This window comes from Streptomyces sp. NPDC051561 (assembly GCF_044454195.1).
Classification (GTDB): domain Bacteria; phylum Actinomycetota; class Actinomycetes; order Streptomycetales; family Streptomycetaceae; genus Streptomyces.
Genome location: NZ_JBITDM010000010.1, coordinates 87,882 through 100,463 on the forward strand (window position 1 = coordinate 87,882; position 12,582 = coordinate 100,463).

The 12,582-nt window shown below is 70.4% G+C and carries 10 protein-coding genes and 1 tRNA gene; 5 read left to right on the forward strand and 6 right to left on the reverse strand.

Translation table 11 applies throughout. The annotated features are described in order from the left end of the window. Positions 1 to 276 precede the first annotated feature (276 nt). Positions 277 to 729, forward strand: a complete 453-nt coding sequence (locus ACIA73_RS22645) for an ATP-binding protein (RefSeq protein ID WP_399440453.1) — start codon at positions 277 to 279, stop codon at positions 727 to 729. Positions 730 to 777: 48 nt separating this feature from the next. On the opposite strand, the gene ACIA73_RS22650 is transcribed toward ACIA73_RS22645, so the two are convergent. Together ACIA73_RS22650 and ACIA73_RS22655 are read right to left on the reverse strand one after the other, a co-directional pair. Then, positions 778 to 2,268, reverse strand: coding sequence for an aminopeptidase P family protein (locus ACIA73_RS22650; protein WP_399440454.1), 1,491 nt, complete (start codon positions 2,266 to 2,268; stop codon positions 778 to 780). A 154-nt stretch (positions 2,269 to 2,422) separates the two neighbouring features. Then, positions 2,423 to 3,883 (reverse strand): PP2C family protein-serine/threonine phosphatase, encoded by a 1,461-nt coding sequence (locus ACIA73_RS22655; protein ID WP_399440455.1) that lies wholly within the window; start codon positions 3,881 to 3,883, stop codon positions 2,423 to 2,425. A 532-nt stretch (positions 3,884 to 4,415) separates the two neighbouring features. Between ACIA73_RS22655 and ACIA73_RS22660 the strand changes: the two genes are divergently transcribed. After that, complete coding sequence (locus ACIA73_RS22660; protein WP_399440456.1) at positions 4,416 to 5,150, forward strand: bifunctional DNA primase/polymerase; 735 nt, start codon at positions 4,416 to 4,418, stop codon at positions 5,148 to 5,150. A gap of 199 nt (positions 5,151 to 5,349) precedes the next feature. Continuing rightward, on the forward strand, positions 5,350 to 5,940 hold the full coding sequence (locus ACIA73_RS22665) for a hypothetical protein (RefSeq protein WP_399440457.1): 591 nt from the start codon (positions 5,350 to 5,352) through the stop codon (positions 5,938 to 5,940). A gap of 286 nt (positions 5,941 to 6,226) precedes the next feature. On the opposite strand, the gene ACIA73_RS22670 is transcribed toward ACIA73_RS22665, so the two are convergent. The 3 genes from ACIA73_RS22670 to ACIA73_RS22680 all read right to left on the reverse strand — a co-directional run bounded on the left by ACIA73_RS22670 (position 6,227) and on the right by ACIA73_RS22680 (position 8,902). Further along, entirely contained in the window at positions 6,227 to 7,195 is a 969-nt protein-coding gene (locus tag ACIA73_RS22670) for a DUF5926 family protein (RefSeq protein WP_399440458.1), read from the reverse strand. A gap of 223 nt (positions 7,196 to 7,418) precedes the next feature. Continuing rightward, positions 7,419 to 8,021, reverse strand: coding sequence for an ATP-binding protein (locus ACIA73_RS22675; RefSeq protein ID WP_399440459.1), 603 nt, complete (start codon positions 8,019 to 8,021; stop codon positions 7,419 to 7,421). Positions 8,022 to 8,074: 53 nt separating this feature from the next. Further along, a complete protein-coding gene (locus ACIA73_RS22680; RefSeq protein ID WP_399440460.1) occupies positions 8,075 to 8,902 on the reverse strand; it encodes a glycerophosphodiester phosphodiesterase in 828 nt (275 codons plus the stop codon). Between the two features lie 256 nt (positions 8,903 to 9,158). On the opposite strand from ACIA73_RS22680, the gene ACIA73_RS22685 reads away from it, so the two are divergent. Further along, positions 9,159 to 10,811, forward strand: a complete 1,653-nt coding sequence (locus ACIA73_RS22685) for a S1C family serine protease (RefSeq protein WP_399440461.1) — start codon at positions 9,159 to 9,161, stop codon at positions 10,809 to 10,811. 111 nt (positions 10,812 to 10,922) lie between these two features. Then, a tRNA-Ser gene (locus ACIA73_RS22690) sits at positions 10,923 to 11,012 on the forward strand. A gap of 131 nt (positions 11,013 to 11,143) precedes the next feature. On the opposite strand, the gene ACIA73_RS22695 is transcribed toward ACIA73_RS22690, so the two are convergent. Next, positions 11,144 to 12,553 carry a tyrosine-type recombinase/integrase gene (locus ACIA73_RS22695; protein WP_399440462.1) on the reverse strand — a complete coding sequence of 470 codons (1,410 nt, stop codon included), beginning with the start codon at positions 12,551 to 12,553 and terminating at the stop codon, positions 11,144 to 11,146. Positions 12,554 to 12,582: the final 29 nt, after the last annotated feature.

A 12,582-nucleotide genomic window follows, 5' to 3' on the forward strand; every position in this document is an offset into this window, starting at 1 on the left:
AGACATCATCGCACTGCGACCCCCATCCGGACCCGGCAGGTCCGCAAGCTCCCGATCGTCCGGTACGTCACGAAACCGGGCCGTAACCGCCACATGCGGCAACCGCCGTACCGACCGGAACACCCCGCCGGCGAGACCGAAACCCCCGCCGCGTACACCGGCGTACTGGGCATGCACAGCCGCTGAACGAGCGCTCGCACACCGATTGTTGGCTTACCGACCACCCCGAGCGGCAATACGTAGACGTATGTCGAGCCGCAGCCTGGAGGCTGGAGCATGAGCATCTGGTGGTCTCTCCACTTGCGGCGGGAAGCCGCGAGCGTTCCGCTCGCCCGCCGCCTGCTGCTCGGCGCCATGCAGACGGCAGGGGTCGATCCGGACATCTGTTACGACCTGTCGGTCGCGCTCAGCGAGGCCTGCGCGAACGCGGTCGAGCACGGCGGGAGCGAGGCCGAGGGGCCGCACTCCGAGGAGTACAAGGTGACCGCGTACCTGGACGGCGAGAAGTGCCGCATAGAGGTCACCGACTCCGGTCCTGGCTTTCCTTCGGTACGCGACCGGGGTGTGCCGCAGCCAGTGGCGCACACCCGGGAGAACGGCCGGGGGCTGGGCTTGATCGAGCAGCTCGCCGACCATGTCCAGTTCCGCAACCGGCCGGGCCGGGGCGCCGTGGTGACCTTCGACAAGATCCTGAAATGGCGCGAGGGCGCGCTGCTCCAGGCATCCTGACGGAACCCGGGGCAACGCACCCTCGACGCGACAATCAGCTGAAAACCCCTACTTGGCGGCCTTCGTCGCCGCCATCCATGCCTCGACCTCGTCGGAGCGGCGCGGCAGCGCGGCCGACATGTTGAGGTTGCCGTCGGCGGTGACCAGGATGTCGTCCTCGATCCGGACGCCGATGCCCCGGTACTCCTCCGGCACGGTGAGGTCGTCGGCCTGGAAGTACAGACCCGGCTCGACGGTCAGGCAGACGCCCGGCTCCAGCGTGCCGTTGACGTACGCCTCGGTGCGGGCGGCGGCGCAGTCGTGGACGTCCAGGCCGAGCATGTGGCCGGTGCCGTGCAGGGTCCAGCGGCGCTGGAGGCCCAGCTCCAGGACGCGGTCGACCGGGCCCTCGACGAGGCCCCATTCGACCAGCTTCTCGGCGAGCACCCGCTGCGAGGCGTCGTGGAAGTCGCGGTACGCGGCGCCCGGCTTGACCGCGGCGATGCCGGCCTCCTGGGCCTCGTACACCGCGTCGTAGATCTTCTTCTGGAGCGGCGAGAAGGTGCCGTTGATCGGCAGCGTGCGGGTGACGTCGGCGGTGTAGAGGGTGTGGGTCTCCACGCCGGCGTCGAGCAGCAGCAGGTCGCCGGACTTCACGTCGCCGTCGTTGCGCACCCAGTGCAGGGTGGTGGCGTGCGGGCCGGCGGCGCAGATCGAGCCGTAGCCCAGGTCGTTGCCCTCGACACGGGCGCGCAGGAAGAAGGTGCCCTCGATGTAGCGCTCGCTGGTGGCCTCGGCCTTGTCGAGGATCTTCACGACGTCCTCGAAGCCGCGCACCGTCGAGTCGACGGCCTTCTGCAGCTCACCGATCTCGAACTCGTCCTTCACCGCGCGCGCCTCGGAGAGGTAGACGCGCAGCTCCTCGTCGGTCTCGGCGGTCGCCTTGTCGGCCAGGGCCGCCTCGATACCGGCGTCGTGACCGCGCACATTGCGCACCCGGCCGGTGGCCCCGCGGAGCGCCTCGGGCAGCTCGCGGACGTCCTTGGCGGGCATCCCGAGCAGCTGCTCGGCCTCGGTGAGGGAGTTGCGGCGGCCGACCCACAGCTCGCCCTGGCCGCTCAGCCAGAACTCGCCGTTCTCCCGATTGGAGCGCGGCAGCAGGTAGACCGTCGCGTCGTGGCCGGTCTCGGTCGGCTCCAGGACCAGGACGCCGTCCTCGGTCTGGTTGCCGGTCAGGTACGCGTACTCGGTGGAGGCGCGGAAGGAGTACTCGGTGTCGTTGGAGCGGGTCTTGAGGTTGCCCGCCGGGATCACCAGTCGCTCGCCGGGGAAGCGCGCGGAGAGCGCGGCACGGCGGGCCGCGGCGTAGGACGCCTGGGCGATCGGCTTCAGGTCGCGCAGCTCGGTGTCGGCCCAGCCGGACTTCATGTTCTCGGCGAGCTCGTCGGACACACCGCCGTACAGACCGTTCTTGCGCTGCTTCGGAGCCTCCTCCTCAGCACCCTCTGCGGACTCGGCATCCACGGCTTCCGGGTTCTCCGGCTTGAGCTCCTCAGACACGACACGTCTCCTCATACGACACAGGGCCAGGGGTTTCCCGCCTCCTGGTCCTCCATCGTATGTCCGTGCGGACAAAGGCTCCCCAGCCTGTGGATAACTGTGAGGAATCAGTCGCAACCAGGCGACCGTCCCGCACCCCCCACGAGCCCTCTGATCAGTCGAAACGTGCCGCGAGCAGCACGATGTCCGAAGCCGAGTCCACCTCGTCGAGCCCCTCCGGCAGCAGTGTCCGCAGCACATGATCGGCGATCGCCCCGGGGTCGTCCCGGATCGCCCTGGGCACACTCGCCGCCGCCGCGTGCAGCCGCGCGAAGGCCCGGTCCATCGCATCCCCGGTGCGTCGCAGCAGCCCTTCCGTGTACAGCAGCACGGTCTCGCCCGGATTCGGGCTGATCTCCACGCTGGGCGCCTCCCAGCACGACAGCATCCCCAGCGGCGCCGACAGCGAGGTCTCCGCGTACTCGGTCCTGCGCTCCCCGACGATCAGCGGCGGGCTGTGCCCCGCACCGGCGAGGACGATCTTCCGCTTGCCCGGTTCGCAGTAGGCCAGCAGTGCCGTCGCCGACCGTGCGGGCTCGGTCAGCCGCATCAGCAGTTCCAGATCGGACAGTACGGCGACCGGGTCCTCGCCCTCTATGACGGCGTACGCCCGAAGGCTCGCCCGTAGCCGTCCCATCGCGGCTGTCGCGCCGGGACCGGTCCCGGTCACCGAGCCGACGGCCAGGCCGAGCGCCCCCTCGGGCAGCGGCAGCGCGTCGTACCAGTCGCCGCCACCACGGGGTCCGGTCCGGTGGCGTACCGCCATCTGCACACCGGAGACCCGGGGCAGCCGGCTCGGCAGCAGCTCCTCGGTCAGCTGCGCCACCCGGGCGCGCGCCCGTTCCAGCTCGACCAGGCGGGCCAGGTGCTCGGCGGCGTACCGGACGTAGAGACCGACCAGATGGCGCTGACGTTCGACAGGCTCGGCGGGTTCGTCGTACAGCCAGACGACCGAACCGAGCAGGCCCGAGGGGCCGTTCAGCGGGAGGGCGTAGCTGGCGGCGTACCCGAGGCGGGCGGCGACCTCGCGGTGCAGCGGGTCCAGCCCCTCCTCGTGGAACAGGTCGGGACTGGAACCGAACAGACCGGGACCCGGATCGCCGGCCTCCGGCGCGCCCTCGGCGGGTCTGCGCGGCACCGTCTCCATGTGGCCGAGTTCGGCGTGTGCCAGACCCAGCCCGACGGTGCCGGTGGGGCCGAGGCCGTCGGCGGGCTCCAGTGCGACGAGGCCGCGGCGGGCACCGACCAGGGTGGCCCCGGCGCGTACCACGGCGTCCAGCGCCTCGTCGAGTGCACTTGTGCCCACCAGGCGTTCGGTGAGCTCGTGAAGGGTGGTGAGGTCGGAGACCCAGCCGGCCAACCGGTCCTGGATCACTGCTCCCGCAGGCGCGGGAGTCTGCGCGGGGGGCGGAACCAGTGGATCGATTCCAGCCACTTTCGGCACGTTCGGGGCGCTCATGTCAGCCGGCTTTCCGCCTGGTGCGATTCGCTCGATAGCATCGCAAACCCCCATGTGATTCTGCGCCGCTCTCAATGGATCCACATCTACACGCACATGTAAGTGGATGTCCAGCATTGCCCTAGAGGGATTCATGGTGTCCTTGGGGAAACCGAGGAATACCAACTTGGCGTAAAAATGCAGTCGCCGACAGGCTTTTGCGGTCGACTGAGGGGGATCGACAGCGCGTCATATCAAGCCGTGCTGGGTATCTGACTCAGGTGATGTCCGGGGACTGCGGCCGTACTGCCGTCACCTCGGAACCCGGCGGCGGGCGCAGGCGTCCTATCCGCTGTGGGCCCGGCACGTTCCCCGATTCGGCGGGGAAGCACCAGGGAAGTGCACGGCACAAGTCCAAGCACCACCCAGAGCTCCGGCGACATCCTGCGGGAAGGGCAAAGCGCCCCGTGCGCGCCACCCCCCGCCACGTTCCACGCCCGGCCCTGAGGGGCTGCCGTACCGCAGTCTGTTCAGTGTCCGTCCTGCACGGTTCCTCTTGTTCGGTTCGTCCTGCTCGGTGTTCGGCCCGGTACGGCTTTTGTACGCGTAGTGAAGTGATGCACATGGTGCGATGTGGACCTCGGCGTTCAACGGAAAGGAACGAGCGCTCATGCGCGAGATCCTCGGAAGGCGACGCAGGCTCCGATTCCGGCGAAGTGAACGGCCCGCCCCACCCGGTACGGCGCTGAACTGCGCCACCGCGTGGCAGTGGCCGGTGCTTCCCGGTGTGGGCCTGGCAACGGCCAACGGCAGCGTGGGCCCCGGCCCGGGCTGCGCCTGCCCAGACCCCGAGTGCGCGGTGCCCGGCGCGCACCCCTTCGATCCCGGGCTGCTCGCGGCCTCCACCGACCCGCGCATGGTGCGCTGGTGGTGGGAGACGCGCCCGGCGGCTCCGGTACTGCTTGCCACCGGCGGACGCGCCCCCTGCGCGCTCAGCCTCCCCGCGCTGGCGGGCGCGCGCGCCCTGATCGCCCTCGACCGGATGGGGGTGCGGCTCGGCCCGGTCGTGGCGACGCCCACCCGCTGGTCGCTGCTGGTGGCCCCCTATTCCCTGGAGCGGCTGGGTGAGCTGCTGTACGCCCAGGACCGGGTGCCCTCCTCGCTGCGGTTCCACGGGGAGGGCGGCTATCTGGTGCTGCCGACCTCGACGACGGGTGCGGGGAAGGTGCGTTGGGAGCGGGAGCCGGTGGTGGCACCGGGCGGGGGTCCCGGTGCGGGCCTGGCCTCGGGTCCGGGTGCCGGTGCGGCCGGGCGGCCGTGGCTGCCGGACGTGGAGACGGTGCTGGACGCGCTGGTGGTGGCGAGCAGTGGTGCGCCGGGCGGCGGGAGCAGGCTGGCGTACTGAGGGTGCGTGCGCCCCGGGTGCGGGACTCCCGGGGCGGTGAGTGCGCGCGTGCGAGTCTCACTCGTAAGGGTGTGAGACGGCGCTGGTTCAGCGGAATTGGGCGCGCGGCCGACAAGGCGCGCGCCATCCGTCGATATCTTCGGCCCACCGTCACTAATTTCCGGGCAGTTGACAGGGGGACTCACCCTTGAATATCCGCATGATCGGGCTTTCCGCCGTCGTGGTGTTCACCGTTCTGCTGCCGTTCGCGGGAGCATCGGCAGGACCCGCCGATTCGGAGGACTCGGCCGGCGGCCCGGCGGAGGGTCTGCCCGTCTCCGTCGCCGACGTACCGAAGGACGCCGCGGACGAGGTGACGCCCGGTGGGGCGGCCGACGCGAGGGCCGGGGCCGCCGAGGTGGATGCGAAGGTACGCGGTGCGGAGCGCGCACATGCGCGGTGCGGGCCCGAAGTGGTCTCCCCCGAGGGCGTGGAGGCCCAGACCTGTGTACTCACCGAGCGGCGCGAGACCTGGGCGCGCACGTACTACCGGAACGTGACGGGCGCGGAACTGCATGCCGTGCTGACCCTCATGGGCCCGGCCGGCCGCACGGTGCGGATGCACTGTGCGGTGCGCGCGGACGACGAGCCGGGGGCGTGCGAGACCCCGCACGAGAAGGCGGTCGTGGCGCGGCAGAGTGCGGGCGGGCTGCCGGAGGGGTACACGGCGATCACGGAATTCGCGGGTGCGGCGGAGGGGCCGCTGCTGTTGCGGTCCGGCAGTAACTCGGTTGACCCTGCTGCCCGTTGAGCGGCGTGTTCTCAGCCGTACGGGGCGGGAAAAATGAAAGACCCGATCGCTGGCGACGGGGGATGCACCAGCGACCGGGCTCCTAGAACGGTAACAAGAGATCTGCTGTTCGCAAATTCGATCTCGGCTATTCAGACAGCGATTTACCAGCCAGTACGGGGAGTTGTGACCGGAGTCACCATGTCCCGTCCGTCCCGTTGTGCACCGTGCAACGGGGGCCGCCCGAAGGGGGCTCGGGCGGCCGTCCGTGGCGGCGGGCCGAAGGCCGGCCCGGGGTGGGCCGCGATCAGCTGAGGGTCACCTGGCGGTTGGTGAGACCACCGCGCGAGCGACGCTCCTCCGCGGTCAGCGGGGCGTCCGAGGCGAGTGCCCCGGCGAGCCGCTCGGCGAACTCGGCGGCGGGCTTCTCGCACTGCTCGGCCGTCATCGAGGTCGGCAGGTCCCAGACCGGGACGACGATTCCGTGGGCGCGGAACGAGCCGACCAGGCGGGTGCTCTCGCCGAGCGAGGCCTCGCCGGCCGCGTGCAGCCGGGCGAGCGCGTCGAGGAGCTTCTCCTCGGGGTGCGGCATGGCCCAGCGCAGGTGGTTCTTCTCCGGCGTCTCGCACCAGTAGGCGGCGTCCACGCCGGTCAGGCGCACGGTCGGGATGGCGGCGGCGTTGGCGCGCTCCAGCGAGGCAGTGACCTCGGCGTTGGCGTTCTCGCTGTCCGGTACCCAGAACTCGAAGCCGGTGTGCACCTCGGGGGCGAAGGGCGCGTCCGCGTCCAGCAGGTCCTGGAGGCGCGGGCCTTCGGCGGCGACCTTGGCGGCCGGGACCGGGTTGCCGGGCTCGGCGACCAGCGCGCGCTGGAGGGTGTCGGCCATGTCGCGGCTCAGGTCGCCGGACGGGGTGTCGTTCTGCAGGCCCAGGAGTACGGAGCCGTCCTCGCGGCGCAGCGCGGGCCAGGCCATCGGCAGCACGGTGGCGAGGGTCACCGAGGGAACCCCCTCGGGCAGTCCGTCCTTGAGGGTGAGCTGGACGGTCGCGGCGGGGACGAGCTCGCGCAGGGCGACCCAGTCGCACTCGCCGGCCAGGCCCTCGAAGGGGCGCTGGACCAGCTCGGTCACGGCGTGCGAGGCGGCACGGCCGTGGCAGGCCTTGTAGCGGCGGCCGGAACCGCACGGGCAGGGCTCGCGCGCCCCGACCACCGGCACGGGTTCGTTGCTGGCGGTCTGCGGCTTGGCGGACTTGGTCTGCGGGCGCTTCTTGGCCATGCGTGCTTCTCCCATTGCGGCAGTGCGGTGTCGGCGCGAGCCTAGTCGCAATGGGGGCCGGGGCTTTCCGGGCACGGTCGCGTCGGGAGCCTGGGTGGGGTGCTGGCCGGAGATGTTTCACGTGAAACAGCCCCGGCCGCTACGGGCTTGTACCTCTCTGACGTTCCTGTCGTGGCCCTTGGCTCGTACGTCCCAGCCGTGGCCCCTGGCGGCCCGGCGGCCCTCAGCCCAGTTCGTCGAACGGGACCGCGAAGTCCAGCGCCGGTGGGGCGACGCGCGTAGCGAAGTCGCTGTGCCTGTGGCTGCCTTCGAGCACCACCCACACCGTCACCTCGCCCGTGGTCCTGTCGTCCCGTACGCCCCAGTTCTTGGCGAGCGCGCTGATGATGTTCAGCCCGCGACCGCCCCGTGCGGTGACCGAGGGAGTGGCCGGAACCGGGCGGGTCGGACCGCCACCGTCCGTCACTTCCACGATCAGCCGTCCTGCCGGACCGACCCCCCATGCGGCGCGGATGTTCCCGTCGCCGACCTCTGCGGTGCCCAGTGGCCTGCCATGACGGCAGGCATTGCTGAGTAGTTCGGAAAGGATCAGAACCGCATCATCAACGACCGATTCGGACACCCCTTTTGTGCACAACTCCGCACGCATTTGGTGTCTGGCCGCCCGCACGCCTGCAGGGCCATGTGGAATGGCCATGCACGACGACGTGGGCACCTCCTGTGCCTCCATCAACGCCACCCCCGAGACCTCCTTCGCCCCCACGCGAGGTGTGAATTCCCCAATGGCCTGGACCGGAAACCGGCCAAGCCAGGGCCAGTGGTGCACTCGTAACGATCGAATACGGTACGGATGCGCCGGTGCACTCCCTGTAACGGACTTTAGCTGCGCCCGAGTTGAGCGAGTACCCGTTTGGGGCGGTTGGTGATGATTGCCTCCACTCCGAGGCGTACGCACATCTCCACGTCCTCCGGTTCGTTCACCGTCCAGACGTGGACGCGATGGCCCGCGCGGTGCAGCCGGGCGATGTAACCGGGGTGGTTGCGCACGATGCGCATGCCGGGACCCGCGATCCGGGCGCCAGCCGGGAGCCGTCCGTCGCGCAGCCGAGGCGTCACGAACTGCATCAGATAGACCGTCGGAATGGTGGGCGCGGCGAGGCTGACACGGTGCAGCGAGCGGGCCGAGAAGCTCATGATCCGCACCGGCGGGGGCGCGTCCGCATCCCTCGGCGGCCCGTCGAGCCCGAACCGCCGCAGCATGTCGAGGAGCTTCTCCTCGACCTGTCCGGCCCACCGGGTGGGGTGCTTGGTCTCGATCGCCAGCTGAAGCGGACGGCCCGCATCCGCGACCAGTCCCAGGAGCCGCTCAAGCGTCAGTACGGAGGTGAGCTCGCCGGGCGCCTTGTCGGGGTCCCAGTCGGGGCTCTCGCTGCTCTCCTCGCGGCCCTTCCAGGAACCGAAGTCGAGGGCGGCGAGATCGGCCAGTTCGAGGGCCGAGACGGCTCCGCGGCCGTTGGACGTACGGTTCACCCGACGGTCATGCACACAGACGAGGTGGCCGTCTGCGGTCAGCCGTACATCGCACTCCAGGGCGTCAGCCCCGTCCTCGATCGCCTTTTGATACGCGGCGAGGGTGTGCTCGGGAGCGTCCTCGGAGGCTCCTCGGTGGGCGACTACCTGGATGCGCTGCTGTCGTGCGTGGGTCACCGCGACATGGTGTCACCGACGCGGGGCAGGTGTACGCGAAGTGCGGTGGGAAGGACCTTGGAGGAGGTCGTTCCGGGTCCGTTCGGTGGCCTCGCGAGGGTCAGCGGATGCGTCCTGTTCGTCCGTTGTAAAGGATGACCAGCGGACGCACAGCTCCCGCTTACAGTGCTCTGACGTGCTGTGGGAAAAGCTGACGGCACAGACTTGCACAGTGGGAACAGACAGACCAGGCCGACGTGGAACCGAGGAGAGAGCTGTGAGCACCGAGAACGAGGGCACTGCGGTACCGGCCGCCCCGTCGACACCGCCGCCGCCTCCTGCCCCGGCCGCGTCGGGGAATCAGGATGCTCCGGAGACGGGTGTCCCGCAGACGGGTTCCGGAGCCATCCACTCCACGGAGCCCGCAGCCCCCACGGCCGAGCTTCCCGTCACCCCTGCGGCCCCCACGGCCGAGCTTCCGGTCACCCCGCCGGCGCCCACCCCGGGACCGCTGCCGCCCGCGTCCCACGACGCACCCGCCTACGGCGGCCCCGCGCCCGCCACCCCGCCGACCCACACCACGCCGCCGCCCCCCACCGCCCACGGTGCGGCCTGGCCGCCTCCGCCTCCGCCGGCGTACCCCTCGTACGCCACCGGCGCGCACGCCACCGGCGGCCACCCGGGCGGCAGTGACCACGGCGGCAGCACCGGCGGCGGGCAGGGCGGGCATGGCGGCAACGGCGGCGACCCCTGGGGCGTACCCCTGACCGCCGAATCCCCCGAGCCGTCCTCGCGCAAGCGCAAGGGACGCGGCGGACTGATCGCCGCCGTGCTGGTCGCGGCCCTGGTCGCGGGCGGTGTCGGCAGCGGCGTCGGCTACTGGGCGGCGAACCGCAGCGACAACGGACCCGGCGGTTCCACCACCATCTCGGCAGCGGGCAACCCGCAGGACTTCAAGCGTGAGCCCGGCAGCGTCGCGGGCGTGGCGGGCAAGGCACTGCCCTCCGTCGTCACCATCGACGCCCAGGGCGGCAACGGCGAGGGCGGCACCGGCACCGGCTTCGTCTACGACAAGCAGGGGCACATCCTCACCAACAACCACGTGGTCGCCTCGGCGGCGAGCGGCGGCGACCTCTCGGTCACCTTCTCCAACGGCAAGAAGTACGCCGCCGAGGTCGTCGGCCGCGCCCAGGGCTACGACGTCGCGGTCATCAAGCTGAAGAACGCCGGCGACCTCAACCCGCTCCCTCTCGGCGACTCCGACAAGGTCGTCGTCGGCGACGCCACGATCGCCATCGGCGCCCCCTTCGGCCTCTCCAACACCGTCACCACCGGCATCATCAGCGCCAAGGACCGCCCGGTCGCCTCGGGCGACGGCCAGGGCAGCAAGGCCTCGTACATGAGCGCCCTGCAGACCGACGCCTCGATCAACCCCGGCAACTCCGGCGGCCCGCTGCTCGACTCCCGAGGCGCGGTCATCGGCATCAACTCCGCGATCCAGTCCGTCCCCAGCGGCGGCCTCGGCGGCGGCGGAGGCGGCCAGTCCGGTTCCATCGGCCTCGGCTTCGCCATCCCCATCAACCAGGCCAAGACCGTCGCCCAGCAACTCATCAAGACCGGCAAGCCGGTCTACCCGATGATCGGTGCCACCGTCTCCATGGAGCAGAAGGGCGACGGCGCAAAGATCGCCGAAAGCGGCGCGGGCAACTCCGCCGCCGTCTCCCCCGGCGGCCCCGCGGCCACCGCGGGCCTCAAGCCCGGCGACGTCATCACCAAGCTCGACGACCGTGTCATCGACAGCGGCCCCACCCTGATCAGTGAAATCTGGACCCACAAGCCCGGCGACAAGGTCAAGCTGACCTACACCCGCGGCGGCAAGGAAGCCACCGCGGACGTCACCTTGCAGGCGCGTGAGGGCGACGGCGAGTAGGTCCGCGGCCCACGATTTTCCCCGCTTGAGGCCCCGGGTTGGCCCAACGGCCCGCCCCCACCGCCGCAACCGCTAGGCTGTAGCCGCTCCGTCGCAGGTCGGCGGGGCTGAGGTGGGTTGCCCGAGCGGCCTAAGGGAACGGTCTTGAAAACCGTCGTGGCAGCGATGTCACCGTGGGTTCAAATCCCACACCCACCGCCAGGTCAGAGAACATGCAGGTCAGAGGGCGCGATCCCGGTTCGGGATCGCGCCCTTTCTACTGACCCTGTCTCACCCCGTTTCGGGGGTGTACCGCCTCTGACCAGTGCGTGTGGGCCATACGTGGGCCAGGATCAGCCTCCGTCCTCGGCATCCAGCCCCGCCTGAATGAGCTGGTTGGCATGCGTCGACGTGCCTTTGAGGATCTTGGCGTAGAAGCGGAAGAGCACGGCGACGCTGTGGCCCGCCCGGTACGCGACCTCGACCGGGTCGACGCCCTGTTTGATCCACAGCGAGATTGCCGCGTGGCGGAGGCAGTACGGCACGTCAGCCAGCTTGGACTTGGCTTCCTGCGGAGTGAGGACCGCCTCGCGGACCTTGCCCCAGACCTCGCAGTACTCCGTCGACCTGACGCGCCCGCCGTTCTTTGCCCGGAACAGCCGGCCGTCGGGAGCCGTGCCGAAGCGCGCGATGTGGGAGCGCACCATCCGTACGTACACCGGTGGAATCGGCACAGAGCGCACGGCGTTGCTCGCGCGGTGCTTCAGCCCGCGGGCGTCGTGCGACTTGCCGCTGTCCGTCCAGCCCGCTCCAACCTCCGGATGGCTCTCCGAGATCAGCGCCTCTCCCCATGCGTCGGGCTGATTCTCGGGCGGGAGGACGAAGTCCTCCTCACGCAGGGCCGCCGCTTCGGCGGGGCGTGTCGCGACGTAGTAGATCGCGCCGTAGAACGCTTCCAGGTGCTCACCCCGGCTTCCCTGTTTGGCCATGGTGGCAAGCAGGTCGCGGGCGAGGCGAGGGCCGGGGACGTAGCGGAAGTCGACTTCGTCCGACGTGGTGGGTGCGGCCCAGTCGACCGCGAGGAACGGGTGACGGGATAGCAGAGCGCGCTCCTCGACTGCGTAGCGGAACGCGTTGCTGAGGACCATCCGCTTGCGGTTGGCGGTGTTCTTCGCGGCGGGCTTCCCGTCCAGGAGCTTGGACAAGGCGGTGAATGCCGCGCGGACGCGCTCCGGCTTCGCGGCGTCGTCGACCTTCAGAGAATGGGCCGCAATCCAGTCGAGCGCCTCCCGGATCTCGTCGGGAGCGTCCTCCGCGTCGCAACGCGGCACGAGCTCACCAGGTTTGGGTTCCACTGCCCGGAAGGCCCACTGGTAGAGCGCGGCACGCAGAACTTCGGGTTCTGGCCCCCCTTCGGGGCTGGTTGCGAAGATCGGGGTGACGACGGCGAGGGATTCGGCGATGCTCGCGCGGTGCTTCGCGGCGGCACCCGGCCACTTCATCAGGGCGTATGCCTTGGCGTGCTCGAACCAGGTCGGCATAGCGAGCGCGGCCAACTCCTTTGCGGGGAGGCCAGTCTCCTCATCGAACTGCTGACCGTCCCGCTGTGCGGCCATGAGCTGGGACCGTCGCCCGTCGGCCTGCGGCTTCACCTGGTAGCTCTTGGAATGCGGCTGCGAACCGACCTTCCACCGCAGCTCCCACGGCTTCGGGCGTCCGGGGCGACGACGGATGGACCAGATGATGACTTCGTACGTGAGCATGTCTCTCCAGGGCAGGGGGAGTCCGCCCC